24 protein-coding genes are annotated in these 26138 nt (G+C 56.2%); 8 read left to right on the plus strand and 16 right to left on the minus strand.

Annotation, left to right across the window (positions count from 1 at the left end):
* Positions 1-60: 60 nt before the first annotated feature.
* From ABJI08_RS05485 to ABJI08_RS05500, 4 genes are all read right to left on the minus strand, one after another.
* Complete coding sequence (locus ABJI08_RS05485; RefSeq protein WP_348400817.1) at positions 61-570, minus strand: polymer-forming cytoskeletal protein; 510 nt, start codon at positions 568-570, stop codon at positions 61-63.
* Positions 560-1873, minus strand: coding sequence for a M23 family metallopeptidase (locus ABJI08_RS05490; protein ID WP_348400900.1), 1314 nt, complete (start codon positions 1871-1873; stop codon positions 560-562). The genes ABJI08_RS05485 and ABJI08_RS05490 overlap by 11 nt, the downstream gene beginning before the upstream one ends.
* Positions 1874-2034: 161 nt before the next feature.
* Positions 2035-2868 carry a ferritin-like domain-containing protein gene (locus tag ABJI08_RS05495; protein WP_348400818.1) on the minus strand — a complete coding sequence of 278 codons (834 nt, stop codon included), beginning with the start codon at positions 2866-2868 and terminating at the stop codon, positions 2035-2037.
* Positions 2865-3326, minus strand: coding sequence for a peroxiredoxin (locus tag ABJI08_RS05500; protein ID WP_348400819.1), 462 nt, complete (start codon positions 3324-3326; stop codon positions 2865-2867). The genes ABJI08_RS05495 and ABJI08_RS05500 overlap by 4 nt, the downstream gene beginning before the upstream one ends.
* A 152-nt stretch (positions 3327-3478) precedes the next feature.
* Here ABJI08_RS05500 and ABJI08_RS05505 point away from each other — a divergent pair, with 152 nt between their 5' ends.
* The 4 genes from ABJI08_RS05505 to ABJI08_RS05520 all read left to right on the plus strand — a co-directional run bounded on the left by ABJI08_RS05505 (position 3479) and on the right by ABJI08_RS05520 (position 9801).
* The gene (locus tag ABJI08_RS05505; protein ID WP_348400820.1) at positions 3479-6703 is read left to right on the plus strand and encodes a DUF3971 domain-containing protein; all 3225 of its coding nucleotides are present in this window, start codon (positions 3479-3481) and stop codon (positions 6701-6703) included.
* Between the two features lie 5 nt (positions 6704-6708).
* A complete protein-coding gene (gene queA, locus ABJI08_RS05510; protein WP_348400821.1) occupies positions 6709-7755 on the plus strand; it encodes a tRNA preQ1(34) S-adenosylmethionine ribosyltransferase-isomerase QueA in 1047 nt (348 codons plus the stop codon).
* Between the two features lie 99 nt (positions 7756-7854).
* Positions 7855-9114, plus strand: a complete 1260-nt coding sequence (locus ABJI08_RS05515) for an MFS transporter (RefSeq protein WP_348400822.1) — start codon at positions 7855-7857, stop codon at positions 9112-9114.
* 108 nt (positions 9115-9222) lie between these two features.
* Entirely contained in the window at positions 9223-9801 is a 579-nt protein-coding gene (locus ABJI08_RS05520; RefSeq protein WP_348400823.1) for a DUF924 family protein, read from the plus strand.
* Between the two features lie 11 nt (positions 9802-9812).
* Here ABJI08_RS05520 and ABJI08_RS05525 read toward each other — a convergent pair whose 3' ends face one another.
* A complete protein-coding gene (locus tag ABJI08_RS05525) occupies positions 9813-10265 on the minus strand; it encodes a hypothetical protein (protein ID WP_348400824.1) in 453 nt (150 codons plus the stop codon).
* Between the two features lie 169 nt (positions 10266-10434).
* Here ABJI08_RS05525 and lpdA point away from each other — a divergent pair, with 169 nt between their 5' ends.
* On the plus strand, positions 10435-11841 hold the full coding sequence (lpdA, locus tag ABJI08_RS05530) for a dihydrolipoyl dehydrogenase (RefSeq protein ID WP_348400825.1): 1407 nt from the start codon (positions 10435-10437) through the stop codon (positions 11839-11841).
* Between the two features lie 11 nt (positions 11842-11852).
* Complete coding sequence (locus tag ABJI08_RS05535) at positions 11853-12413, plus strand: methyltransferase domain-containing protein (RefSeq protein WP_348400826.1); 561 nt, start codon at positions 11853-11855, stop codon at positions 12411-12413.
* A 41-nt stretch (positions 12414-12454) separates the two neighbouring features.
* Here the strand turns inward: ABJI08_RS05535 and ABJI08_RS05540 are convergent, their stop codons facing one another.
* The 4 genes from ABJI08_RS05540 to ABJI08_RS05555 all read right to left on the minus strand — a co-directional run bounded on the left by ABJI08_RS05540 (position 12455) and on the right by ABJI08_RS05555 (position 15414).
* Positions 12455-12832, minus strand: coding sequence for a DUF1761 family protein (locus ABJI08_RS05540; RefSeq protein WP_348400827.1), 378 nt, complete (start codon positions 12830-12832; stop codon positions 12455-12457).
* Positions 12829-13257: an SRPBCC domain-containing protein gene (locus ABJI08_RS05545; protein ID WP_348400828.1), complete on the minus strand. Its 429-nt coding sequence runs from the start codon at positions 13255-13257 to the stop codon at positions 12829-12831. The genes ABJI08_RS05540 and ABJI08_RS05545 overlap by 4 nt, the downstream gene beginning before the upstream one ends.
* Positions 13254-13616, minus strand: a complete 363-nt coding sequence (locus tag ABJI08_RS05550) for a metalloregulator ArsR/SmtB family transcription factor (RefSeq protein ID WP_348400829.1) — start codon at positions 13614-13616, stop codon at positions 13254-13256. Before ABJI08_RS05550 ends, ABJI08_RS05545 begins: the two co-directional genes overlap by 4 nt.
* A gap of 94 nt (positions 13617-13710) precedes the next feature.
* Positions 13711-15414, minus strand: a complete 1704-nt coding sequence (locus ABJI08_RS05555; RefSeq protein WP_348400830.1) for a VWA domain-containing protein — start codon at positions 15412-15414, stop codon at positions 13711-13713.
* Positions 15415-15590: 176 nt separating this feature from the next.
* Here ABJI08_RS05555 and uvrA point away from each other — a divergent pair, with 176 nt between their 5' ends.
* The gene (uvrA, locus tag ABJI08_RS05560) at positions 15591-18449 is read left to right on the plus strand and encodes an excinuclease ABC subunit UvrA (RefSeq protein WP_348400831.1); all 2859 of its coding nucleotides are present in this window, start codon (positions 15591-15593) and stop codon (positions 18447-18449) included.
* 41 nt (positions 18450-18490) lie between these two features.
* Here uvrA and ABJI08_RS05565 read toward each other — a convergent pair whose 3' ends face one another.
* A complete protein-coding gene (locus ABJI08_RS05565) occupies positions 18491-18925 on the minus strand; it encodes an excinuclease ABC subunit A (RefSeq protein WP_348400832.1) in 435 nt (144 codons plus the stop codon).
* Between the two features lie 126 nt (positions 18926-19051).
* Here ABJI08_RS05565 and ABJI08_RS05570 point away from each other — a divergent pair, with 126 nt between their 5' ends.
* On the plus strand, positions 19052-19822 hold the full coding sequence (locus ABJI08_RS05570) for a helix-turn-helix transcriptional regulator (protein ID WP_348400833.1): 771 nt from the start codon (positions 19052-19054) through the stop codon (positions 19820-19822).
* Between the two features lie 9 nt (positions 19823-19831).
* Here the strand turns inward: ABJI08_RS05570 and ABJI08_RS05575 are convergent, their stop codons facing one another.
* From ABJI08_RS05575 to ABJI08_RS05600, 6 genes are all read right to left on the minus strand, one after another.
* Positions 19832-20026: a DUF2892 domain-containing protein gene (locus tag ABJI08_RS05575; RefSeq protein ID WP_348400834.1), complete on the minus strand. Its 195-nt coding sequence runs from the start codon at positions 20024-20026 to the stop codon at positions 19832-19834.
* A gap of 94 nt (positions 20027-20120) precedes the next feature.
* Positions 20121-20993 (minus strand): 3-hydroxyisobutyrate dehydrogenase, encoded by an 873-nt coding sequence (gene mmsB / locus ABJI08_RS05580; protein WP_348400835.1) that lies wholly within the window; start codon positions 20991-20993, stop codon positions 20121-20123.
* Positions 20990-22036 carry an enoyl-CoA hydratase/isomerase family protein gene (locus ABJI08_RS05585; RefSeq protein ID WP_348400836.1) on the minus strand — a complete coding sequence of 349 codons (1047 nt, stop codon included), beginning with the start codon at positions 22034-22036 and terminating at the stop codon, positions 20990-20992. Before ABJI08_RS05585 ends, mmsB begins: the two co-directional genes overlap by 4 nt.
* Entirely contained in the window at positions 22033-23178 is a 1146-nt protein-coding gene (locus ABJI08_RS05590; RefSeq protein ID WP_348400837.1) for an acyl-CoA dehydrogenase family protein, read from the minus strand. Before ABJI08_RS05590 ends, ABJI08_RS05585 begins: the two co-directional genes overlap by 4 nt.
* A gap of 95 nt (positions 23179-23273) precedes the next feature.
* The gene (locus ABJI08_RS05595; RefSeq protein ID WP_348400838.1) at positions 23274-24404 is read right to left on the minus strand and encodes a carboxylate-amine ligase; all 1131 of its coding nucleotides are present in this window, start codon (positions 24402-24404) and stop codon (positions 23274-23276) included.
* Between the two features lie 139 nt (positions 24405-24543).
* Positions 24544-26043: a CoA-acylating methylmalonate-semialdehyde dehydrogenase gene (locus ABJI08_RS05600; protein ID WP_348400901.1), complete on the minus strand. Its 1500-nt coding sequence runs from the start codon at positions 26041-26043 to the stop codon at positions 24544-24546.
* Between the last annotated feature and the right edge of the window lie 95 nt (positions 26044-26138).

Here is a 26138-nt window from a genome sequence, read left to right on the forward strand (position 1 = left end):
CAGAGCCCAACAAAAAACGCCACCCAATGGGTGGCGTTTCGGTTTGATCTTGATTTAGGCTCAGGCCTGAGGCGCTGGCTTTTTCTTTGGCACCGGGGGGGTGCCCGGGGTCTTGGTCAGTGGGTCGTCCTGACGCTGAACCGAGCCTTCGAAATGCGCGCCGCTTTCAATAGCGATCGTCTTGTGGATGATGTCGCCTTCGACGCGTGCGGTCGAGGTGAGGCGCACTTTCAAACCGCGAACGCGGCCCACGATGCGGCCATTGATCACCACGTCATCAGCCGTGATTTCGCCTTTGATCGTTGCGCTTTCGCCAATGGTCAGCAGATGTGCGCGGATATCGCCTTCGACAGTGCCTTCGACCTGAATGTCGCCGGTTGTCTTCATATTGCCAGTGACGTGCAGATCAGCAGACAACACCGATGCGGGTGGTTTTGCCTTGGGCGCAGAGGCCTTGAATTCGCTGCCCTTTGAGGGTGCGGTCGGTATACCGACAGAGGCTGATGCGGCAGGTTTGGCCGGATCGGCAGATTTTGGTGCGGGTTCGTTGATTTTGCTTTTAGAAAACATCTCTTCCAGCCTTGATAAATGTCATCGGATTCACGGCCCGCCCATTCACGCGTATTTCATAATGCAGATGCGTGCCGGTCGAACGTCCAGAGTTGCCCATATCACCAATAAGGTCGCCACGCGAGACCCTTTGGCCTTTCTTTACGCGGATTTTTGCCAGATGAGCGTAGCGGGTCTCAATCCCGAACTCGTGCTGGATCTTAATCAGGCGTCCGTAACCCGACAACCAGTCGGCGTGAATGACCACACCGTCGGCGGTTGCGTGGATCGGTGTGCCATATCGGGCAGCAAAATCAGTGCCTTTGTGCATGCGCCCCCACCGGACACCAAAGCCAGATGTATAGCGAAATGCGGACTTGAGCGGATTGGCGAAGGGCGCAGTTTCAGCGGCGATGCGATACATATTGAGCTGGTCCATCTGGTCCAGCAACCGGTTTGCACGCACGGCTTCCTTGGTCAGCTCGCCGCCCTTGGTCGAAAAAGACAGCGGCAGCATCGGTCCGCCTTGTCCATCATAGCCACGCCGAACTTCTTCCATAAGCGAGTCGGTATTCAGTCCGGCGGCGCGGAACATCTTGGTCAGAGGTTCAACCGACACCGTCATGGCGTCTTCTAGCTGGCGGAAAATCTGGTCATTCTTCTCTTCCAACAATGCGAGGTCGACCTTCATCTCATGGGCCGCTTGCAGTGCGGCTTGAGCGTCGGCAATAACCTGGTCCCGTTCCTGAGCGGTTTCGGCCAGTGCATCGGACAAGAGGTTCAACATGTCATTGCTGAGCGGTGTGCCCCCGGCGAGGGCGGTTGCAGATTCAGATTGAGCTTCGTCGAGCTTGCGCAAGTCGGCCAACGCGGCTTCGCGTTCTTTCATAGTACGGCGCAGCGTGGCCTGAATGACCTCGATACCGGTATCCAGTTCGCGGCGTCGGGTTTCCGAGGACAACAATTGCGATTGCATTACGGAAATCTGTTGCAGGGCAGTGTTGAACCTGTTTTGGGCGGCAAGCGCCTCGTCGGTGCGGGCATCGCGTTCATCAGACAGTTCGTTCAGGCGCAGCTCATAAGTCAGCTGATCACGTCGGGCCTGTTCGCGAAAATTTCCGGACCCAATGCTGTCCATTAACAAGATAGCAGTCGCAATAATGGTCCAGGCCACAATTACGGTTGAGCCGAAGAATGCGACAAGCTGCGTGCTGGGCTTCAGGCGGATGAAACGGGTATCGTTGTCGGATCTGAGAAACAGCCGTCTTTCCGGAAAATAACGTTCCAGAAGCGCGTGCATTTTTATTGCGAGTCGTGTTCTCACCATACCAAGTCCCTTGTCCCATCCCCATGGTTGACGCTCTTGAGCGGTGGCGCCTCGGAGCAAGGTATTAACGGCAGGTTACTGATCGGGCAAGGAAATTGACCCCAACCATACGGGATGGTTTGTCGCGCCTGTGTGTTTTGGGCAGCATATTGCCGATACTAGCGCGCATAGGCGGGAGGTGTCTCATCCGTCAGGGGCCAATAGAAGTCCGGTGGCATTCCGGCATCGGCACGTTTCTCTTCATTAAAGGGTGGTTTGAGAGGGCCGTGAAAATAGCGTTTGACCAGATCGTGAAACTGTTGCTTGGGGTCCAAAGCATGGCGTCCGCACAGAAAGTTAAACCATTTTGACCCATAGGCCACATGGCCCACTTCTTCGGCATAAATCACCTTGAGCGCTTCTATTGTCTGGGCGTCCTTGGCATTTTCGAAAACACGGATCATGCCGGGCGTCACATCAAGACCACGCGCCTCAAGTACCATTGGCACCACGGCCAACCGTCCCAACAGATCGTCAGACGTGTCTTCTGCCGCGCGCCACATCCCCGCATGTGCTGGCAAAGCGCCATAATGGCTGCCATGGGCCTCCAGGCAGTCGCACATCATGTTGAAATGACGCGATTCTTCGTCTGCCGATTTGACCCAGTCGTCATAAAACCCCAGCGGCATTTCAGTATCTGTGAACCGCGCGATAATGTCCCAGTGCAAGTCCACTGCGTTCAATTCGATATGCGCCACCGCGTGTAACAAGGCGATGCGCCCTTGCGGGCTGCCGGGGCGGCGACGTGGTACGTCCCGCGGATCAAGCAATTCCGGCTGCGCAGGGCGCGCGGGGCGTTCCGGTGGCGTCGCATGTCCGATCGCAAGAGGTTGACCCTTGTCCCGGGCGGTGAACCAGATGGCAGCGTTGCGGCGCGATACCTCAGTTTTTGCGCGACCGTCGGCGGTTGTCATAACGTCTACGGCCAATTCAGAAAGGGTTTTGTTAGTCACAGCGCGCGCACCGCCTCGAGAACCTCTGCTGCATGGCCATCGACCCGCACTTTTGGCCATGCGCGCGCAATCTGCCCGTTTCCGTCGATCAGATAGGTCGACCGCACAATGCCCATAAAGGTTTTGCCGTACATCTTCTTTTCTTGCCACACGCCGAATTTCTCGCAGACATCACTGTGTTCATCCGAAAGCAACGACACGCTTAAGCCTTGTTTGGTGATGAATTTGTCATGGCTGGTCAGGCTGTCTTTGGAAATGCCAAAGACCTGCGCGCCAGCAGACTGAAAATCAGCAAGCAATTCAGAAAACTGGATCGACTCTTTGGTGCATCCTGATGTGTTGTCACGAGGATAAAAAAACAGCACAACCGGCGCCGGGCGCAATGAAGACAGCGACACATCACTCCCATCAGATGACGGCAATGTGAAATCGGGGGCCATGGTTTGGGCATCAGGCATTGTCAGACTCCTTGGGCTGGGCGCGCATAAGGTATATACTTGTTTCGGCTGGGCAATCGATAACAGAACAAACTGAGGCATCAACCCTGACCGATCAACCGGATACCATACCACCGCCCCGTCGTCGGCCCCGTCGGGCAAGGCGGATCGGGTTGTTTGCTCTGGTTGGATTGCTAGTGCCGGTTCTGGCATTGTCAGTTCTGGCGTTGATTGCAATCGATCGCCCCATCATCGTACCGAACTGGGCGCGGCAACATATTCAGAATGTTCTGACCCGGCAACTGCCCGGTTTTACTGTGGAATTAGGCGAAGTTTCGCTTGTCGTTGAAGACAATTTCGACCCGTTCATACGGGTGCGTAATCTGGAAGTCAGCGCTCCAGACAATGCCGGCACTGTCGAACTGGCACAGGTCGAATCCCGTTTGTCTTTCTCTGCCCTGACCGACGGACAGATTGCTCCGCGCGACGTTCGGGTGTCCGGCGTTTTTCTGACTGTAATCCGTCAGGGCGACGGAACATTTAACATTTCCGTCGGAAGCGGCGGCGGTACAGGCGCATTCCGGGAGGCCACGCAACTGGCCACTTTGGGGGATCAGATCGAAGGGTATCTGGACCTGCCGGTTCTGGCGCAACTGGACAGTTTTGTTCTGGAGGACATGACGCTTCGGTACGAAGATGTCCGCGCGGGGCAGGGGTGGACCGTGGATAGCGGGCTTTTGCGACTGGTGCGGGCCGGCGATGATGTTGCGATTTCGACCCAGCTTTCGGTCTTGGGCGGGCGCGATTACGTGACCAGCATCGAAGGCTTCCTGAACACCAGCTTTCTGTCGACTGCAACACAGTTCGGCGTGAGCTTTGAAGACATGCCGTCGGACGGGATCGCGTCTCAGACGGCTGCGCTCGCTTGGCTGGAGATTCTAAGAGCGCCTTTTTCGGGGTCCTTGCGCGGGGAAACCGACGAGGACGGCAGGTTGGGGCCGCTTAACGCGTCGTTGCGAATTGAAAACGGATTTTTGCAGCCTGACGACAGCGTGCAACCCGTACCGTTCGAACGGTTGGGCACCTATCTGACATACGATCCCGCAAAAGAGTCGATTACATTTAGCGAGCTGTCACTGGACAGCAAATGGATCAGAGCTACGGCCTCTGGTCAGGCGTTGCTGCGTGATATGGAATTGGGCCTGCCCAAAGAGTTGCTTGTTCAGCTTGAGCTGAGCCGATTTGAAGCCAACCCTCAAGAGCTGGACGATGTTCCGCTGGTGCTGGACCGGTCGTTTGCGGATTTCCGGCTGAAGCTGGACCCTTTTGAACTGACGCTTGGGCAGTTGGTTTTGCGCCATGGCGGACATCGTTTGCAGCTGAGCGGCGCTCTGAGCACGTCAGAGTCGCGGTGGAAATACTCCGTTGATGGTCAGGCGGATGGGTTGGACACCGAACGGCTTTTGCCGGTCTGGCCAGTGCGTATCAAACCCAAACTGCGCACCTGGATTACAGAGAATATTCATCAGGTCACGCTGAGTGACATCAATCTGGCGATCCGCAGTCAGGCCGAAGAGCCGCCGGATGTGTATGTGGATTTTCAGTTTTCTGACGCCGAAGTGCGTTTTTTGAAAACCATGCCGCCGGTGCGGCAGGCCAGCGGTTATGCCAGCCTGATCCGGCATCAGTTCCGGGTCGGCGCGGAAAGCGGAATTGTGACCGCTGATCAGGGGGGCGATGTTGACGTGACCGGCACCGGGTTCATCGTCGAAAACACCCGGCTCAAGCAATCCCCGGCGCGGGCCGAAGTCAAAGCCACAAGTTCGGTCACGGCAGTCATGTCGCTTTTGGATCGGGATCCGTTGCGAGTGTTTACCAAAGCCAAACTGCCGGTGGACATGGCCACAGGGCGTGCCGATCTGAACGGCGAAGCGCAATTTGTGATGAAAGACAAATTGCCGGTGGAAGAGGTGAGCTATGAAGCGCGCGGCATTTTATGGGACGTGCGCACATCTCATTTCATCAAAGACAAGGAAATCCGAGCCGATTTACACGTGCATGCCAACAACGAAATGGTCGAGCTGAGCGGTGTGGGTGCGGTTGGTTCGTTGCCGGTTGACGGGCGTTGGCACATAATGATGGGGCCGGAAAAATCTAAAACAAGCTGGCTGAAAGGCTCTGCTGAGCTGAGCGCGCGCGCGGTTGAGGAATTCAACATTGGCCTGCCAAAGGGCTCCGTGTTTGGGGAAGGGCGCGGCGACTTTGAAATCATATTTGCGGCTGGGGAAACTCCCAGCATGTCGCTGACCTCAGATTTACAGGGCGTGGGGTTGTCTGCACAGCCATTAGGCTGGCGTAAAAAGGAAGACAGCACCGGGACTTTGGAAGTGGCGGTGACAATGGACACCCCAATCAAAGTAGACAGCCTTTCATTGGACACAAATGGACTGAAGGCCACAGGTGACATCACGCTGCGCGACACTGGCGGGCTTGATGTGATGCGGTTGACCAGTTTCGAAGTCGGGCGCTGGCTAAAAGGAACGGGGGAGTTGCGGGGACGGGGCGGAAATTTAGCGCCTGCAATTGCGATGACGTCCGGCAGTTTTGACATGCGTTATATGCCAAGCTCATCCGGGGGCAGCCAAAGAGGGGCCGCGCCGGGGCCGATTACGGCAAGATTGGACCGGGTGCAGGTGACGGACAGCATTCATCTTAGCAATGTGTCGGCAGAGTTGGACCTGAATAATGGTGTGTCCGGGCAATTCACCGGCGCCTTTTTGGGATCAGCGCCGATGTCTGGAGAATTGTCGCCGCATACTTACGGGACTGCACTTAAGGTAACGTCGCCCAATGGCGGGCAGATGGCGACGGCCATGGGGGTTTTGGCCTCTGCCACAAGGGGGGCGTTGACCATGACCTTGATCCCGCATCAGTCGTCCGGGGTTTATGACGGGACCCTGAGCATGCGAAACCTGAAAGTGCAGCGGATACCGTTGATTGCCGAATTGCTGAACGCAATTTCTGTGATTGGATTGATTGAACAGCTGGACGGGCCGGGAATTTTGTTCACGGATGTGTTTTCCCGTTTCAGATTAACGCCAAACCAGCTGATCATTGCCGAAGGCAGCGCCGCCGGGCCATCGATGGGCGTGTCTGCAGACGGAACCTTTACGCACGAGACCAGCCAGTTTGATATTCAGGGCGTGGTTTCCCCGATTTACGCGGTGAATGTAATTGGTCGCCCGATTTCAAAGCGCGGCGAAGGATTGATCGGATTCAATTATACCATGCGCGGACCATCGAGTGACCCGCAAATTTCAGTCAATCCGTTATCGGTCTTGACGCCGGGCTTTTTCCGGGAGATTTTCCGCCGCCCAGCCCCCAAGCTTAACAATTGAGCACCATGCAATTATCTGATTTCGACTTTGATTTGCCCGAGACGCTGATCGCGACCCGGCCCGCCAACCCGCGCAGCTCGGCCCGATTGCTGGTGGCTGAGCGTGACAAAATCACCGACACCCATGTGACACAGCTTGTCGATTGGCTGCGCCCGGGAGACCGGTTGGTTCTGAATGACACCAAGGTTATTCCCGCGCGCTTGTCAGGGTATCGTGTCCGACAGGGGCCCGAAGGCGAAACGCAGGCCCGGATTGAAGTGACATTGCTGGAGCCGCGCGCGGGTGGGACATGGGCGGCCCTAGTCAAACCGTTGAAAAAGATACGCGAAGGCGAGCAGATTATCTTTGCCGCAGGTCTGACGGCAGAACTGACGCAAAAAGAAGACGGGCAGGGCATTTTACACTTCGATCTGGCGGGCGAAGACTTTGACGCGGCGCTGAAACAAGCCGGTTCGATGCCTTTGCCACCATATATTGCGGCCAAGCGGGCGGCGGACGAGCGCGACAAAACAGATTATCAAACGGTCTGGGCGCGTCATAGCGGGGCAGTGGCCGCGCCAACCGCGTCATTGCATTTTGACGCCCCGCTTTTGCAAGCTTTGTCCGACAAGGGCGTGACGTTCACCCATGTAACGCTGCATGTCGGGGCGGGCACGTTTTTGCCGGTCAAGGTCGACAACGTCAAAGATCACAAAATGCATGCCGAATGGGGACGTGTCTCAACTGAGGCCGCGCAGGATATTTCTGCGACCAAGGCTGAAGGCGGGCGGGTTATTCCAGTTGGCACGACGGCCTTGCGTCTGATCGAAAGCGCGGCCGCTCAGGGCGAGATCGCGGCGTGGGAAGGCGCAACGGACATTTTCATCTATCCCGGTTTTCAGTTCCGGGTGGCAGACGCGTTGATGACGAACTTTCATTTGCCGAAATCCACGCTGATGATGTTGGTATCTGCATTGATGGGCCAGGATCGTATCCGCGACATCTATGATCATGCATTGCGCGAAGAGTATAGGTTCTTTTCCTATGGGGATGCGTCGCTTTTGTTGCCGTGAACTGAGATGGAATTCAAAACCGACACGCCGGAGTCGCAGATAGGATCGCGAGTCACCTGAGATTTTTGCACGTACAAGAAAACGTGCAAAGGTAGCGACATGCTTCAGTTTCTCAAAAGCGCCTGGCCCCTGTTGTTGGGGATGATGCTTCTTATGGTTGGCAACGGCATGCAGGGCACGTTGTTGGGTATTCGTGGCGAGATCGAAGGCTTTTCGACATTCGAGATGTCGTTGGTAATGTCCGCCTATTTTGTCGGGTTCCTTGGGGGATCGCGGCTGGCACCGGATATGATCCGGCGCGTGGGCCATGTGCGGGTGTTTGCGGCGCTGGCCTCGTTCATCTCGGCGGTTTTGGTTCTGTATCCGACGTTGGCGGAACCCTGGGCGTGGATATTGGGCCGTGTCATGATCGGGTTCTGCTTTTCGGGCGTCTATGTGACGGCGGAAAGCTGGCTGAACAACGCGGCCACCAATGACAGCCGCGGCAAGGCGCTGTCGGTTTACATGATTGTGCAAACGCTGGGGATTGTCTCGGCGCAGGGGCTGATCATGGTTGCCGATCCGTCCGGGTACGTATTGTTCGTAATCCCATCCGTGTTGGTTTCGATTTCATTTGCGCCCATTCTGTTGTCAATTTCACCCACTCCGGCGTTTGAAACCACCAAACCGATGAGCCTGCGTGAACTATTCAATAATTCGCCTTTGGGCGTGACCGGCATGGTTTTGCTGGGCGGAATTTTCTCGGCGCAGTTCGGGATGTCCGCGGTTTTTGGCTCTAAACTTGGGCTGAGTGTTCGGGATATTTCGATCTTTGTGGCCACGTTTTATGTGGGGGCGACGCTGTTCCAATATCCGCTGGGCTGGATTTCTGACCGAATGGATCGACGTGTTCTGATCATGATTGTCGCGCTGGTCGGAGGGGCCGCCGGGGTGTTCGGCTGGATGTTCACGGCCAGCTATCCAATGTTACTGCTGGCTGCGCTGATTGTCGGGGGAACATCTAACCCGCTGTATTCATTGCTGATTGCGCACACGAACGACTTTCTTGAGACCGAAGACATGGCGGCGGCTTCCGGTGGTCTGGTGTTTGTAAATGGGCTTGGCGCCATTGCGGGTCCGGTTGCAACCGGTTGGATTATGGAAGTGTTCGGACCGCCGGGTTTCTTTATGTTTCTGGCGGTCTTGCTGCTGCTTATGGGGGGCTATGCAGCATATCGTACAACGCGCCGTGCAGCGGCTTCGGTCGAAGACACCGTAACGTATACACCTGTGAGCCCGTCAGCTTCGCCAGTGGCAGTTGAGGTCGCACAGGAATACGCGATCGACACACGATTGGAAGAAGACGAAGCACAACAGTAACTTATGTGACCTTCTGTCGTAATTTGTTACTGTAAGGATGAATTCATTTATGCGTAACATTTTATTAACGCCCCTCGGGGGGGAGTACATATTAAAGGAGATGGGGCAATGGTGGGTCCCGAAGAAATTCTTGAGTTCTGGTTGGACGAGGTCGGTCCATCCGGGTGGTATGATGTGTCCGATGAGCTGGATCAGACGATCCGCGACAGGTTCGGGGAAACATGGAACAAAGCTCAGGAGGGCAATTTTGCCCAGTGGCTGACATATGCCAGCGGCACGCTGGCCTATATCATCCTGAATGATCAGTTTTCACGCAATATGTTCCGGGGATCGAGCAAAGCGTTCTCGTCAGATCGCCCAGCCCTTGCGGCGGCCAAAACGGCCATCGACAAGAAGTGGGACCTGAAGATCGACGAACCTGCGCGACAGTTTTTCTATATGCCGTTGATGCATTCGGAAAACCTGTGTGATCAGGAACGCTGTATTCGTATGTTCCTGGACAGAATGCCGGATCAGGGGGCCAGCAATCTTTTGCACGCCCGTGCGCATCGCGAAGTGATCCGCATGTTTGGCCGGTTCCCATATCGCAATGCGGCTTTGTCCCGCAACTCGACGCCACCCGAGGCGACCTATGTCGCAGATGGTGGATACGGCGTCACAGTGCGAGAGCTTCAGGCCGCGAGCTGAGTGTTTTGCGTTTAATTTGACGGCGTCGCTGCACCAACTGGTGTCGGCGGGGCCGTACATCCACGAAGCGCATAGGCCGTTTGCGCCAATTGGGTTGTTGATCTGTCGATGGCTTGGGTCATTAGCCGGTCCGGCGTTTCGGCCAGTTTGGTCATGGTCGTTTGAATGCGGTCAAGTTTTGCATTGAGCGCGGCCAGCCGAATGTCGAGCGCCTGACGCGTGGATGTCGGGCTTTGATCTGTGCCTGTGCCCAGTTTGGAAATATCTGCGCGTAGCCCTGCCACATCTTCGCGCAATCCGCGCACCTCTTCCCCGACTGGCTGTACAACCTTGAGATTGCTGGCAAAATTGGCGGCGATGTTTTCGGTTTTTCCAGCCAACTGCCAGAGCAGAAACAGACAAAGTGCAACAAGGATCAGTGTTGCATTGACCATGGCGATGAGCAGATCTTTGAGAGTTTTCACGAGGCATGCTCCAATACGGTGATTCCGAGGATTGGCAATTCAATTTGCGATGATGAAACACCAGATCACAGAGATATAGAAGGACTGATCTTGCGATAGCAGCTTGCTGCGTTGCGGGGCGTGGCGAGTTGAACTAGGCTCGGATCTAATGCGCAGGAGGAGGGCTCAAATGGCGACGCAAAGCTTTGACATGATTGTAATAGGTGCTGGTCCGGGCGGATATGTTGCCGCCATTCGCGGGGCGCAGCTGGGGTTGAAGGTTGCCATTGTCGAGCGCGAGCATCTGGGCGGGATCTGTCTTAACTGGGGCTGCATCCCGACCAAGGCGTTGTTGCGGTCGTCAGAAGTGTTTCACCTGATGGAGCGGGCCGGTGAATTTGGGCTGACCGCTGACAAGATCGGGTTTGACCTGGAGGCTGTTGTCAAAAGGTCGCGCGGCGTTGCAAAACAGCTGTCTGGCGGCATTGGCCACCTGATGAAAAAGAACAAGGTCACGGTAGTGATGGGCGAGGCCACTTTGCCCGCCAAAGGTAAAGTCAGTGTTAAGACCGCCAAAGGCACCGAAGAGCTGACGGCCAGGGCAATTGTTGTGGCCACGGGTGCGCGGGCACGGGAATTGCCGGGGCTGGAAGCCGACGGTGATCTGGTCTGGACCTATAAGCACGCGCTGCAACCACCGCGTATGCCGAAAAAGCTACTGGTCATTGGCTCGGGCGCGATCGGTATTGAATTTGCTAGCTTTTACAACACGTTGGGGGCCGATACGACAGTTGTCGAAGTGATGGATCGGGTGCTGCCGGTTGAAGATGCCGAAATCAGCGCCTTTGCCAGGAAAGCATTTGTTAAGCAGGGCATGGCTATCATGGAAAAGGCGATGGTTAAGCAGCTGGATCGGGCGCCTGCTAAGTCCGGTGGCAAGGTAACCGCCCATATCGAGGTAAAGGGGAAAGTTGAGAAACACGATTTTGACACGGTGATTTCGGCTGTGGGCATTGTTGGCAATGTCGAAGGGCTGGGGCTTGAAGGTCTCGGTGTTAAGCTGGATCGCAGCCATATTGTGACAGATGAGTTCTGTCGCACCGGGGTTGATGGCCTTTTTGCGATTGGTGACATCGCGGGCGCGCCGTGGCTGGCGCATAAGGCGTCGCATGAGGGTGTCATGGTTGCCGAGCTGATCGCTGGTGGCAAACCACATGCGGTGAAACCCGAAAGCATTGCCGGATGCACCTACTGCCACCCACAGGTGGCATCGGTTGGTTATTCGGAAGCGAAGGCCAAGGAATTGGGTTTTGACGTCAAAGTTGGACGTTTTCCGTTTATCGGCAATGGCAAGGCGATTGCTTTGGGCGAACCAGAGGGCATGATCAAAACCGTGTTTGATGCCAAAACAGGAGAGCTTTTGGGCGCGCATATGGTTGGCGCTGAGGTTACAGAGCTTATTCAGGGTTATGTCGTTGGTCGCCAGCTTGAAACCACTGAAGAAGATCTGATGAACACGGTCTTCCCACACCCCACGCTGAGCGAGATGATGCATGAAAGTGTGCTGGATGCGTATGGCCGCGTGATCCACATGTAGGCGGACACAGTATGGCCAGCCTCAATCGAATTGCGATGAACAAGTCAAGCCGCCAATGGTTGGGCGCGCTGGATCTGGAAAATATGGATGCGGCAGAAATTTCTGGCAAATGGGGCGCCAATCTGCAGGTTAAAAGCTACAAGCAGTACCGTTTTCCCAAGCACGATATCTGTGAAGGCCCATTTCTGAACGCGCGGGGCAAGCCGCGTCAGTTTGACCTGATCCTTGCCAATCAGGTGTGGGAGCATCTGGACCGACCGTACACGGCGTTGTGCAACGTGCATGATATGTTGCGTGATGGCGGGTATTTCTGGATTGCGGTGCCATTTGTGGTGCCAATGCATGGGGCACCGGTGGATTGTTCGCGCTGGTCGGCGCGCGGCCTGAAAAACCTGTTGATCGAAGGCGGGTTCGCTGAAACGGAAATACAAGCGGATCAATGGGGCAACCGGGCGGCGGCGCTCCGGAATATGGAGCCGGACTGGCCACCTGAATATCAACCCGAAACGGATGATCTGACCAATGACCCGGACTTTCCAATCTGCTCATGGGCGTTGGCCCGAAAATCCTGAGCCGAGTGAGGTCTGCCCGCGCAGGAACGCGGGCAGGGGTGTTATAAAATAGCGTGGGCAAGGATCATCAGAACCCCGGATCCCAGCACGTAAAAGACGTCGACCCCAATGGCAAAGCCGGATTTTTGCGCCCACGCGCCGGTGTTGGCGACGTAAGCGGCGCATGCCAGTATACCCAAAACGGCCACACCAAGGCTTTGGGTCGTTTCGGTCAGCCCGATAATCAACGCCAGTAACGCAATGGCGACCCAGTTCGTGACCAGCGGACCCATGGGCATTTTCGCGGGCGGTTCGGGATCGATATGTGACCCTTCTGCCCAGCGTTTCTGAAGCCCAAGAAACGGCCCGTAAACAACAAATCCAAACACCGCCGCTGCAATAAATCCGGCAGCAAAAGCAATCCAGTTCATGTCGGTCATAATGCACCTTCCAAAGATTGAAGAATGAGGGTCCAGCCGCCCTCGTGATTGTCCCGGCTTTCCTGACTGGGAAACCGGACATGGGTGAGGGTCAGGTCGGTCCCGCCCTCATTGGGTTCAAGGTCAAGCGTGACCTCGCTGTCTTCCTGACTATAGGGCGACACCCACGTAAACCGCAAACGGGACGCGCGATCGATTTCCAGGTATTCGCCTTCGTGCGGCCAGCCTTCATCGACGTCCGGGGCCTTCATGATCACCCGAAACCGCCCGCCGACACGGGGGTCGTTGCTGGCTTCTGGGACTGTCATTCCGGGGCCGGGCACCAGAAATTTTTGCATCATCACAGGGTCAAGCCATGCGTCGAACACGCGTTCGGGGGCAAAGGGCAGGTGGCGAGAAACCTTGAGCGAAAGGTCAGCAGTCATGTGTCTTCCTCCTTTAGGGCAGCTTCGAGGGCATCCAGCCGCAACGCCCAGATCGAGCGTAGATCGGCAAACCAGCGGTCAATTTGAGACAAGGGTGCCATTTCCACCTCGATCAGGTGTTCGCGCCATTCGGTGCGTCGGCTGGCCAGCCCTGCGGCTTCCAGCACTTTGATGTGCTTGGAGACCGCATTCAGGCTGAGATCAAACCTGCGCGCAATATCCGTGACTTTCATCGGTCCGAACTGGGCCAGAAGAGTCAGGATTGCACGGCGCGTCGGGTCCGATGCCGCCTTGAGAATGGCGTTGAGTTGGTGTGGGTCTTGTCGTTCAACCATGTGGGTGAATAACGTGTGCGTCACGATCAGTCAACCATTTGGGTGAATGATGCCGAGCAAGGGCAAAAAAAAGCGGCCCCGGGTCAGGGGCCGCCTGCGATATCGTTGGTTAGGCTTGTTATTCTACGACCACCGTTTTTGTGGCCATGATCCGCGGAACACCCCAGGTCGACACAAAGCGCAGCTCATACGTGCCGGGTGTGTCAGGTGCGGGTATTTGCGCGGGATTTCCCTTCAGTGTGTAGGCATATCCCTTAAACGCCGTTGGATCAGCCCCGGGTTCCACAAAGGTAATAAAGTCGCTTTTGTATGCCGGACCATCAAAGGCGACGGAAACAGTTTCCTTGACGGGAACGGTGTCAGGTGCGGTCAGCGTAACAGCAATATCCGTAAGTGTGATGGTCTGCGAAGCAGCAATCGAGCTGTCCTGACCATTGATATAGCGCAGCTCGAAATCGCCGGGATACATGGTCAGGCGCAGCGGAACCGGATTGCCCTTGGAGACATATTCATAGGTGACATAATCAGAAGCGCTGTCACCAATCGGAGCAAGCGTGATGTAGTCTTCTGAATACCCGCTGCCCGCCCATTCAACGTTAATTGTTGCGCCGACCGGTGCAGTCGCAGGTCCGGTCAGACCAAAGCTGCGTTCCGTCACCGTGATTGGGCGCGAGGCCAAAACCTGTGGGCCGACGGACAATAGATAGCGAATTTGATAATCGCCCGGCGTGGTTGGCATGCGCAGTTTTACTGGATTTCCCTTGGCCACATATTCGTATGTCTGGTAATCCGCGGGGCCTTCATCCGGAAGAGCGGTGTCGACATAGTCGTTTTCTTCGTTCGGGCCGGTCCACGTTACGTCGATAGTTGATCCGGCCGGGGCCTGATCCGGGGCAATCAATGTGGCGAGGGGCGCATAGGCCGGTAAATGCAATTTGACTTCGGTTTGAACACCCGAGGAAACTTTGAAATCTTGCTGAACAGAGACGTTGTCTTTGGGGCGGTTCGCGATCGCGGTATAGCTGCCGGGATCAAGTAACATTTTGAAATCACTTGCATCTGTAGATGGGTGCGCCACGCCATTGTCACCTGAAATCGCCACCGATACGTCGTAGGAAGAAATTTTCTGGTCTGGGCCTTCAACCACGAGAAACCGGGTTTCCGAGGGGGCTGATTCAGGCTCGGGCGGTGCAGGTTGGGGCGCGGCGGCAACTTGCGCGACGGCCTCGCCCAGCTCATCAGCGTTTGCAGCGGACAGGTATTTGCCGCCGGTGGCGTCGGCCATGCACTGAAACTGAGCACGGGCCTTGGGATCGGTGACATCAAAGCCAACCACATGTGCGGTAAAATCGACGCCGGTTTCTTCTAGCGATCGGGCCACTGCGCAAACATCAGGCACGCAGGTTTCGATACCATCGGACACAAGGATCACGGTGGCGGCCGCTTCGGTGTGACGCAGTGCTTGCGCTGCGGCGACCACCGCGTCAGCCATCGGGGTTTTGCCTTTGGGTTTGATCGCATTCACCGCGTCAGAAATCGCACCACGTGTGTCAGGGCCGGGCATCACAAGGGTTTCGATGTCGCTGCAATCCCCTTTGCGCCGATGCCCGTAGACGGTCAGCCCCAGATCGAGATCGTTTGGCAATGACGTCATCAAATCGCCCATGACCTTTTGCGCGATGGTTATTTTGGCGACACCGTCAATTTGCCCCCACATCGACCCAGAGGCATCCATGACAACAATGGCCGCCGGTCGATCCTGCGCGAACAACACTCCGGGTATCAGGGTCGTTACAACTGCGAAACTTTTTAAAAACTTCATCCAACTGGTCCTCAAATGCGTAGGTATCTGAGACTATGAAGGATTTCTGAATTGAGGCAAGTTGCGGCGAAATTCGCGGACTTGGCAATTTTAAATGTTCTCTCTATGTTCGCATTAACAGGTTGGCAGTCTGCGTTGTCTGACCTATGTCTAAGGCCGTATCCGTGGGGGTTTACATGGCTGAGCTGAAAAACATCGAAGTGCGCGGCGCACGAGAGCATAATCTGAAGTCCATTGACGTGGATATTCCGCGCGATCAGCTTGTCGTGATCACCGGTCTTTCGGGTTCGGGCAAGTCGTCGCTGGCCTTTGATACGATTTATGCCGAAGGCCAGCGCCGGTATGTGGAATCGCTGTCGGCCTATGCGCGCCAGTTTCTGGATATGATGGAAAAACCGGATGTGGATCACATCAGCGGTTTGAGCCCGGCGATTTCGATTGAACAAAAGACCACCAGCAAAAACCCACGATCGACTGTGGGCACTGTGACCGAGATTTACGATTATCTGCGGCTGTTGTTTGCGCGGGTTGGCACGCCATATAGCCCGGCCACCGGTTTGCCCATTGAGGCACAACAGGTTCAGGACATGGTCGACCGGGTCATGACGTTGGAAGAGGGCACGCGCGGCTATCTGCTGGCCCCGATTGTGCGGGACCGTAAAGGGGAATATCGCAAAGAATTCCTTGAGTTACGCAAGCAGGGTTTTCAGCGGGTTAAGGTGGACGGCGCCTTTTACGAACTGGATGAGCCGCCGACGCTGGACAAGAAATTCCGGCACGACATTGACGTTGTCGTTGATCGCCTGATCGTGCGCGAGGGGCTGGAAACGCGGTTGGCGGACAGCCTGCGCACGGCGCTGGACCTGGCAGATGGCATTGCGGTTCTTGAAACCGCGCCAAGCGATGGCGAGCCTGAGCGGATTACTTTCAGCGAGAAATTTGCCTGTCCGGTCAGCGGGTTTACAATCCCCGAGATTGAACCGCGCATGTTCTCGTTCAACGCGCCGTTTGGGGCATGCACAGAATGTGACGGGCTGGGCAAAGAGCTGTTTTTTGACGAACGGCTGGTGGTGCCTGACCAGACGCTGAAAGTTTATGACGGGGCTTTGGCACCATGGCGCAAAGGCAAGTCGCCATATTTTCTGCAGACTATCGAGGCGATCGCCAAGCATTTCCAATTCGACAAGAATACGCCATGGAAAAAGCTGCCCAAAAAGGTGCAGCAGGTGTTTTTGTATGGGTCGGGCGAGGAAGAGATTGATTTTCGCTATGATGAAGGCGGGCGGGTCTATCAGGTGACGCGGGTGTTTGAAGGCGTCATTCCGAATATGGAGCGGCGGTATCGCGAAACTGATAGCAACTGGATTCGCGAAGAGTTTGAGCGGTATCAGAACAATCGCCCTTGTGGGGCCTGCCGTGGGCATCGGCTGCGGGAAGAGGCGCTGGCGGTCAAAATTGCGGGCAAACATGTTGGCCATATTGTTCAGTTTTCGATCCGCGAGGCGTTGGCCTGGATTGAGGATGTGCAAAACCATCTGTCACCGCAACGACAAGAGATCGCGCGCGCCATTGTGAAAGAGATCAGTGAACGATTGGGGTTCCTGAATAATGTGGGATTAGAGTATCTTACGCTGTCCCGTTCAAGTGGTACGCTATCTGGCGGTGAAAGCCAGCGCATTCGACTGGCCAGCCAGATTGGGTCCGGTTTGACCGGGGTGCTATATGTTTTGGATGAGCCATCCATTGGTTTGCATCAGCGTGACAATGACCGGCTTTTGACCACACTGAAAAACCTGCGCGATCAGGGGAATACTGTGATCGTGGTGGAACATGACGAAGAAGCCATTCGCGAGGCGGATTACGTGTTCGACATTGGCCCCGGCGCCGGGGTGCATGGTGGACAGGTTGTGTCCAAGGGACGACCCGAAGAGATCGCTGCAGATCCGGCGTCGCTGACTGGTCAGTATCTGGCGGGAGGGCGTGAGATTGCTGTGCCGACAGAACGGCGCGACGGCAATGGAAAAAGTGTGACCGTGGTTAAAGCCACTGGCAACAACCTTAAGAAAGTGACGGCGGAATTCCCGCTGGGCCAGTTTGTATGTGTGACCGGCGTGTCGGGGGGCGGCAAGTCGACCCTGACCATCGAAACCTTGTTCAAAACCGCCAGCATGCGGTTGAACGGCGCGCGTCAGACGCCAGCCCCGTGCGAAACGATCAAAGGGTTGGAGCATCTGGACAAGGTGATCGACATTGACCAGCGCCCGATCGGACGTACGCCGCGTTCAAACCCGGCCACATATACCGGTGCGTTTACACCGATCCGGGACTGGTTCGCGGGCCTGCCCGAATCCAAGGCGCGGGGTTATAAGCCCGGCCGGTTCAGTTTCAACGTCAAAGGCGGGCGCTGTGAGGCTTGCCAAGGCGATGGTGTCATTAAGATCGAAATGCATTTCCTGCCGGATGTTTATGTGGAATGCGAGACCTGCAAGGGCGCGCGCTATAACCGTGAAACGCTGGAAATTAAATTTAAAGGCAAGAGCATAGCCGACGTTCTTGATATGAATGTTGAAGAGGCTCAGGGCTTTTTCAAAGCCGTGCCCAGCATTCGCGACAAGATGGACGCGCTGGCGCGTGTAGGGCTTGGGTATATCAAGGTGGGCCAGCAGGCGACGACCTTGTCAGGTGGCGAGGCGCAGCGTGTGAAGCTGTCCAAAGAGCTGAGCAAACGTTCGACCGGACGCACGCTCTATATTCTGGACGAACCGACGACAGGTCTGCATTTCGAAGATGTGCGCAAGTTGTTGGAAGTGCTGCATGAATTGGTGGATCAGGGCAATACAGTTGTGGTGATCGAACACAATCTTGATGTGATCAAAACCGCAGATCACATCATTGATATTGGCCCCGAAGGTGGTGACGGCGGCGGAAAGATTGTTGCAACCGGGCCGCCTGAGAAAGTTGCTTCGGTGGCGCGTAGCCATACCGGGCATTACCTCAAAGATATGCTGAAAACCAAGCGGGTTGCGGCGGAATAACAGACCTGCGCGCCTGTGATGGGCGCGCAGGTCTTTTGATGTCAGGCGAGGGCAGATCGAGACTTTGAGGCGCGCGCGATCGGGATCAGGAATAACGCGAGAAAACCGGAATTCAGGATCACGTTAAACCAAGCACCGGCCAGCACCGATCCGGTGCAATCGACCAGAAACCAGCTGATAATACCCCATCGCAGAATGCGCCCACCAATGGCCGGGTCATTTGCATAGACGTGTGTTGTGATCTGGTAGGACATGACGCCAAAACCAAACAGCAAGCCGCCGCTGATGGCACCAAGCAGGTGGGCGCTTGGGTCAGAAAAGGCCTGAGCCTGATCAAGCGGCAAAAAAGCCAGATCGAGAAACCACGCCATTAGCGATTGCGCGCCAAGGGGCAGAGCAAAGGCCATCGCAAGACCGACGGCCGCGCAGGTCAGGCTGGCGATTCTGAGCCAGCGTGTGGATTGTTGATGAGTCATTTCGATGTCTCCGAATGTGTAACTGAGGTCAGTCTGCATCGAGTCGCTGCAGTAAAACAATTACCTCATAGGTAAGTGCATCTGCAGTTTTCCGGGCTAAAGTGGGGACAACGGATCGGAGGTGTCATGGGACTGGAATTTGCCAATACATTAAAACACTGGCGACAAGCGCGGCGGATCAGCCAGCTTGACCTTGGTCTTTCTGCCGGGGTGTCGTCTCGCCATATTTCATTTCTAGAGACCGGGCGGTCGCGCCCCAGCCGCGGGATGGTGTTGCGCTTGTGTGACGAGCTGGCCGTGCCGTTCTCTGATCGCAACCGCATGCTGACGGCGGCGGGGCTAAGCCCGGCATACGGCAAACGACAGATGCGGGAAGAAGACATGGCGCCGGTGCGCGCGGCGGTATCATGGACATTGCAGCGCCACGATCCGTATCCGGCGATGGCGTTTGGCCGGCATTGGCTGTTGGTCGACATGAATGCTGCCTCGGCGCGTCTCTTGGGGGGGCTTGGTCTCAAGGTCGGAGACAGCCTGATTGACATGCTGGCCGATAATCCGGCAGTTTTACAATCCCTTGAAAACTATGAGGAAGTTGTGCGGCACACAATTGCCCGGTTGCGCACGGAAAGCGCGCATTTCGGGCATGACCCGGTGCTGGAGGCGGGCATTGTCAAGTTGTCTGCACGGCTTGATGGGGCCGAGGACGCAATGATCGGGATTAAGCCCGCCGTGATCCCCGCCATTTACCTGTTTGGCGGCATTCGGTTGTCGCTGTTTTCGACGATCAGCCAGTTTGGATCCGCCGAGGACATAGCCCTGAGCGAATTGAAGATTGAGATGATGTTTCCGGCCGATGACGCGACGCGGCACGCGTTAGAGGGGTTCGCCGCGTCGTGAATGCTTTGGTTATTTCTGGCTTAGCGGGCATGTGGCGAACCCAAAGATCGAATAGAGCGGGCAGGTGCCCAGCAGGCCCGTGACAAGCGGTACGACGCCAATCCACATCCACGCGCCATAACCCATTAATGCGCCAATGATCAGCAACGCGCCAATCACGATGCGTGCGATCTTGTCGATTTGACCAACATTCTTTGCAAACATATTCCTGTCCTCTGCTTCAGGTGATGCAGAGGACTTTATATAATGATTTTGGAATGTGAAATGATCTGGCTCAAGTCACCCGATCACAATCCGGTTACGAACGCCCGCGTTTTTCAAATCGGGGCAACATGGCCGAGAAATCCGTACCCAGCCCGGTCTCGTTTTCCACAAACTGTTCGTAAAGCGCTGTAGCGTGTTGACCCAAAGGCGTATCGGCGTCCGCGCTTTGCGCGGCTTGTTGGCTGAGCCGCAGGTCTTTGAGCATCAGTTCCGACGCAAAACCGGGTTGATAGCCGTTATCTGCTGGCGATTGTGGGCCGACACCGGGGGCGGGGCAATAAGCGTTCATGGTCCAGCTATAGCCAGACGACGTGGACACGACGTCGAACATTTTCTGACGGTCCAACCCGAGTTTGTCTGCCAGCGCAAAGGCTTCGCAGGTTGCGATCATGGTCACGCCCAGGATCATATTGTTGCAGATCTTGGCGGCTTGTCCGGCACCGGACGCGCCGCAATGCACGGCCTTTTGACCCATAATGTCAAACAGCGGATCGGCCTTAGCAAAGGCATCGGCGCTGCCGCCTGCCATAAAGGTGAGCGTCCCGGCAGAAGCACCACCAACTCCGCCAGAGACCGGCGCGTCGACGGGTAACAATCCGGCGTTGGTTGCGTCAGCCGCAACCGCGCGGGCGCTGTCGACGTCAACGGTAGAGCAATCTACAAATGCGGTGCCTGTGGACATGACGGGGACAATCTCGGCGGCGACGGCGCGCAGGATGGCGCCATTGGGCAACATGGTGATGACAATTTCGGCGTCTTTGGCGGCCTCTGCGCCTGTATCGGCCAGCTGCACGCCCTCAATCGCAACATCCGCCATATCAAAGCCCGTGACGTCGTGACCGGCTGCCGCCAGATTGGCCGCCATGGGGCCACCCATATTTCCCAGTCCGATGAACCCGATTTTCATGCCGTCTCTCCCTTTTCAAATGTCAGCGCCGCAGATCCCAACGGCAAGAGCATCTGGCTCACCGCGACATCGGGCAGGGCGTCGATCGCGTGTTTCCATTGCGGATTGCGATCTTTGTCGATGATTTGCGCGCGAATGCCTTCAAGGAAATCACCGTGTTCCATAGCGCGATAAGTGAACCGGTATTCGCGGTCCAGCGCGGTTCGGAAATTGTCAGCTGCGCGCGCGCGGTGAATGATTTCCAATGCGCAGCCCATCGCAAGCGGCGAATTGCGAGACAGTTTTTTCAACGACTCTGCGGCAAAGTCAGATGTGCCTACGCGCAGTGCATTCACAATGTCGCGCAGGCTTTCCCCGCCAAAGCTGGCGTCGATATTGCTGGCCTGTTGCGCGATGGGGCCGGGCGCGACCCAGACACCGGCATCGTCGATCAACGACCAGTCGCCGGTGTCTTCCAGTTGGGCTATGAGGTCGGGCCAGTTGGCCTCGGGGATATAGTAATCTGCAAAGCCGGTATGGATGGCGTCGCCCGCATTCAGCCGTGCTGCGGTGAGACCCAGATATTCGCCCATGCGTCCGGGCGCGAGGGCCAGAATATGGGAACCGCCCACATCCGGGACGAGCCCAATGCCACATTCCGGCATGGCAATCTGGCTCGTGTCACCGACCACACGGTGCGAGGCATGACAGCCCACGCCAACACCACCACCCATGGTGAACCCCTGCATAAAGCTGGCCACCGGCTTGGGAAATTCGAACATTTTGGCGTTCATGCGGTATTCGTCGGCCCAGAATATCTGACCATAGGCAAAGTCGCCCTTGGTGCCGGTTTCATACAGCTCGGCAATGTCGCCACCTGCGCAAAAAGCTTTTTCGCCCTGTGCGTCGATCACGATCATCTTCACGTCATCATCCTGCGCCCACGCGTCCAGCGCGTCCTCGATCGCGAGGCACATCTGATAGCTCATCGCGTTCAGCGCCCTGGGGCGGGTAAAGGTAATGCGTCCGGTTTGGCCGGATTTGCGGATGTGGATGTCGCTCATGCCGCCTCGGATATCATCTGGCGTGAAATGATCAGGCGCATGATTTCATTGGTGCCTTCGAGGATCTGATGCACGCGTAGATCGCGCACGATTTTCTCGATGCCATAATCAGCAAGGTAGCCATAGCCGCCGTGCAATTGCAGGCAGCCATTGGCGACCTCGAAGGATGCGTCCGTGACCATCAGTTTGGCCATGGCGCAAAATTTTGAGGCATCATGGGTGCCGTTATCCAGTTTCCATGCGGCCTGGCGCAGAAAGATGCGCGACGCCTGAAGCTTGGTTTCAAACTCGGCCAGTTTGAATTGCAGGGCCTGAAACTGGTTAATGGTTTTGCCAAAGGCCTTGCGTTCGGACATGTATTGCATCGTCAGGTCCAGCGCATTCTGGGCACCGCCAAGCGCAGAAGCCGCAATGTTCAGCCGCCCGCCGTCAAGGCCCGCCATGGCATAGGTAAACCCGCGGCCTTCTTCGCCGATCAGGTTGTCAGCAGGGACTTTGCAATCATCGAACTGTACCTGCGCCGTGGGTTGTGCCAGCCAGCCCATTTTCTTTTCCAGCGCGCCAAAGCTGAGACCGTCGGCGCCGTCTTCGACGACAACGGTGGAAATGCCTTTGGGCCCGTCATCGCCGGTGCGCACCATGGTGACATAGGCATCCGAATAGCCCCCGCCCGAGATGAACGCCTTGGTGCCATTCAGGACATAGCCGTCATTGGACCGTGCGGCGCGGGTTTTCAGGGCGGCCGCGTCCGACCCTGAGCCGGGTTCGGTCAGGCAATAGGAAAACACTTTGGACATGGTGCAAAGGTCGGGCAGCCATTTTTGCTTGGTCTCTTCGCTGCCGAATTTGTCGATCATACCGCCGCACATATTGTGGATCGACAGGAATGAACCAACGGCGGGGCAGGCCATGGCCAGTGCCTCAAAGACCAAAGTTGCATCCAGCCGCGACAGGCCGGATCCACCGTATTCTTCGGACACATAGATACCACCCAGACCCAATTCAGCAACCTGTGGCCAGAGCTCTTTGGGAATTGTGCCAGCCGCTTCCCAGTCCTGAGCATGCGGGGCGATGTGCTCTTGGGCAAATCCATGCGCCATGTCAAAGATCAGGGCTTGTTCCTCGGTCAGTGAAAAGTCCATCTGTGTCCTCCAGCCGTCTTAAATGAACGTCTGTTTAATTATACATTTCTTGCAAGAATATGTCAGGCCGCAATTTTGCAAGCCGTTTTGCAAAATTACAGGTCCCTGTGGAATTCTTCGGTCAGATGTTTCACTACGGCGCGCAATGCCTGATCATGGCTATAGTCTGCCTGAATGGCATCAGCATAGACGGCGCGCTGGTTGTCGGCGCTGGTGCCGGTTTGCAAAATCGCCAGAACATTCTGGATTTCGTCATGGCTGTCTAATGCGGCTGCGTCTTCCTGAAGCAGGTCAATCAGCTCGGTCATCAGGTCGACAAAAGGCACAATTTCGCGTTGTCCCCAGTCAATCAGGCCTTCGCTTGTGCCGTATCTTTGCGCGCGCCATCGGTTTTCTTCGATCAGGAACTGGTCGTAAATCCGCCAGCGTTGGTTGCGTGTGGCCAGACGCCAGAGCATGCGGCACAGCGCCTGGGTCAGGGCAGCGAGGGTCAGGGTGGTTTCCAGCCGGGGTGAGACATCGCAAATACGCGATTCAATGGTGGGAAACCGGGAGGAAGGGCGCAAATCCCACCAGATTTTCGACGCGTCTTCGATCACGCCAACATCGGTCATGGCCTGAACCGAACGTTCATAGGTTGACCAGCTGTCCATCTGCGGGGGCACGCCGGTGCGGGGCAGGTTGTCAAAGACGGTCAGTCGATAACAAGCCAGACCGGTGTCTTCGCCTTGCCAGTAGGGGGACGAGCAGCTGAGCGCCAGAAGATGGGGCAGGAAATAGCGCAGCTGGTTCATCAGATCGATGCGCAGGTCGGGGTTTTCGATTCCGACATGCACGTGCTGGCCACAGATCAGCATGCGCCGCACAACCCCGCCCAGATCATCACGCAGCGCGTTGTAGCGGGCTTTGTTGGTGTGATGCTGATCGCGCCAGTCCGAAAACGGATGGCAGGACGCCGCAATAGGCGCGAGGTTGAACCGTGCGGCCTCTTCGGCGACGGTTGCGCGCAGTTTGCGCAAATCTTCGCGGGCCTGGCCGACAGTCTTACAGACTTGCGACCCAATCTCGATCTGACAGTTCAGGTATTCCGGGGCAAACTGACCTTGTAGCCGACTGGAGCAGGCCTCCATCAACGCTTCGGGCGCGGGCGCAAGGTCGAAGCTGTCGAGATCAACCAGCAGATATTCTTCTTCGACGCCGATGGTGAAATCGGGTTCTTTCTGCATGGCTCGGCCTCCCAACTGACACAAGACCAAGTTCAGCAGGAAAGCGACATGATTTCAAGCGTTCACACGAAGGCGCGGTTCAAATGAAAAAGCCCCGGCGCATGCGCCGGGGCTTTTCCGTAAATAAATGACTAAAGGCTTAGTCCATTGCTTTGAAGTTGAATTCGCCGCCTTCTTTGATGCCCGAGGGCCAGCGTGCGGTCACGGTTTTGGTGCGTGTGTAGAATTTGAACGCGTCCGGGCCGTGTTGGTTCAGGTCACCAAAGGCAGATTTTTTCCAGCCGCCAAAGGTGTGATAGGCCAATGGAACCGGGATGGGTACGTTCACGCCGACCATGCCGATGTTGATGCGGTTTGCAAAGTCACGTGCGGCGTCGCCGTCGCGGGTGAAGATTGCTGTGCCGTTGCCATATTCGTGGTCCATCGCCAGACCAAGAGCCTCTTCATAGCTTTGAGCACGCACGGTTGCCAGAACCGGACCAAAGATCTCTTTCTTGTAGATGTCCATGTCCGGGGTCACGTTGTCGAACAGGTGTGGGCCAACAAAATATCCGTCCTCGTAGCCCTGCAGGCTAAAGTCACGACCATCCACAACCAGCTTGGCGCCCTGATCCACACCGGTTTCGACCAGACGCAGGATGTTTTCCTTGGCGGCGGCTGTAACAACCGGGCCGTAATCGACGTCGTTGCCAGCAGTGTAAGGGCCAACTTTCAGGTTTTCGACACGTGGCACCAGCTTTTCGATCAGACGGTCAGCCGTGTCATCGCCAACAGGGACCGCGACCGAGATCGCCATGCAACGTTCGCCAGCAGCGCCATATCCCGCACCAACAAGCGCATCAGCCGCTTTGTCCATGTCCGCATCGGGCATAATGATCATGTGGTTTTTCGCGCCGCCAAAGCACTGAACCCGTTTACCTTGGGCACAGCCGGTGCCGTAGATATATTCAGCGATTGGGGTCGAGCCGACGAAACCAACCGATTGGATGATTGGATCAAACAGGATTGCGTCTACGGCTTCTTTGTCGCCGTTTACGACTTGCAGAATACCCTTGGGCAATCCGGCTTCTTCCAGCAATTCCGCGAGCATCAAAGGCACAGAAGGATCGCGTTCGGATGGTTTCAGAATGAAGGCGTTGCCACAGGCAATGGCCGGGGCAAACATCCACATTGGGATCATGGCCGGAAAGTTGAATGGCGTAATACCAGCGGTCACACCCAGCGCCTGACGCATCGAATAGATGTCGATGCCGGGGCCGGCGCTGTCGGTGTATTCACCTTTCAGCAGCTCTGGCGCGCCAATGCAATATTCGACAACTTCCAGACCACGCTGCACGTCGCCAGCCGCATCAGGCAGAGTTTTTCCGTGCTCGCGGCTCAGCGCTTCGGCCAGTTTGTCCATGTCGCGGTTCAGCAAACTGACAAATTTCATCAGAACGCGTGCGCGACGTTGCGGGTTTGTGGCGGCCCAGGCTGGTTGCGCAGCGGCGGCTACGGAAACGGCGTGTTCCATTTCTGCCTTGCTGGCAAGCGGGCACTTGGCCTGAACTTCGCCAGTGGCGGGGTTGTAGACGTCGGAAAAACGGCCTGATGTGCCTTTGACATGGGCGCCGTCGATATAGTGAGTCAGTTCCTGCATGAGGTCCTCCATTCAAAATCTTGTGCAGAATAGGCTTGCAAAAATCAGGTGGAAAGAGCCATGTTTTCAAAATGGCATTGCATTATTGCAAAAGG

The organism is Shimia sp., assembly GCF_039969785.1.
Lineage (GTDB): Bacteria > Pseudomonadota > Alphaproteobacteria > Rhodobacterales > Rhodobacteraceae > Shimia.

Bases quoted from the DNA above. Each gene is read 5' to 3' on its own strand.
- ABJI08_RS05595 (WP_348400838.1), bottom strand. From the start codon at position 24,404: ATGCAGAAAGAACCCGATTTCACCATCGGCGTCGAAGAAGAATATCTG.
- mmsB (WP_348400835.1), bottom strand. From the start codon at position 20,993: ATGAAAATCGGGTTCATCGGACTGGGAAATATGGGTGGCCCCATGGCG.
- ABJI08_RS05520 (WP_348400823.1), top strand. From the start codon at position 9,223: ATGGTGGGTCCCGAAGAAATTCTTGAGTTCTGGTTGGACGAGGTCGGT.
- lpdA (WP_348400825.1), top strand. From the start codon at position 10,435: ATGGCGACGCAAAGCTTTGACATGATTGTAATAGGTGCTGGTCCGGGC.
- ABJI08_RS05540 (WP_348400827.1), bottom strand. From the start codon at position 12,832: ATGACCGACATGAACTGGATTGCTTTTGCTGCCGGATTTATTGCAGCG.
- ABJI08_RS05500 (WP_348400819.1), bottom strand. From the start codon at position 3,326: ATGCCTGATGCCCAAACCATGGCCCCCGATTTCACATTGCCGTCATCT.
- ABJI08_RS05590 (WP_348400837.1), bottom strand. From the start codon at position 23,178: ATGGACTTTTCACTGACCGAGGAACAAGCCCTGATCTTTGACATGGCG.
- queA (WP_348400821.1), top strand. From the start codon at position 6,709: ATGCAATTATCTGATTTCGACTTTGATTTGCCCGAGACGCTGATCGCG.
- ABJI08_RS05535 (WP_348400826.1), top strand. From the start codon at position 11,853: ATGGCCAGCCTCAATCGAATTGCGATGAACAAGTCAAGCCGCCAATGG.
- ABJI08_RS05555 (WP_348400830.1), bottom strand. From the start codon at position 15,414: ATGAAGTTTTTAAAAAGTTTCGCAGTTGTAACGACCCTGATACCCGGA.
- ABJI08_RS05515 (WP_348400822.1), top strand. From the start codon at position 7,855: ATGCTTCAGTTTCTCAAAAGCGCCTGGCCCCTGTTGTTGGGGATGATG.
- ABJI08_RS05485 (WP_348400817.1), bottom strand. From the start codon at position 570: ATGTTTTCTAAAAGCAAAATCAACGAACCCGCACCAAAATCTGCCGAT.
- uvrA (WP_348400831.1), top strand. From the start codon at position 15,591: ATGGCTGAGCTGAAAAACATCGAAGTGCGCGGCGCACGAGAGCATAAT.
- ABJI08_RS05600 (WP_348400901.1), bottom strand. From the start codon at position 26,043: ATGCAGGAACTGACTCACTATATCGACGGCGCCCATGTCAAAGGCACA.
- ABJI08_RS05545 (WP_348400828.1), bottom strand. From the start codon at position 13,257: ATGACTGCTGACCTTTCGCTCAAGGTTTCTCGCCACCTGCCCTTTGCC.
- ABJI08_RS05585 (WP_348400836.1), bottom strand. From the start codon at position 22,036: ATGAGCGACATCCACATCCGCAAATCCGGCCAAACCGGACGCATTACC.
- ABJI08_RS05570 (WP_348400833.1), top strand. From the start codon at position 19,052: ATGGGACTGGAATTTGCCAATACATTAAAACACTGGCGACAAGCGCGG.
- ABJI08_RS05565 (WP_348400832.1), bottom strand. From the start codon at position 18,925: ATGACTCATCAACAATCCACACGCTGGCTCAGAATCGCCAGCCTGACC.
- ABJI08_RS05575 (WP_348400834.1), bottom strand. From the start codon at position 20,026: ATGTTTGCAAAGAATGTTGGTCAAATCGACAAGATCGCACGCATCGTG.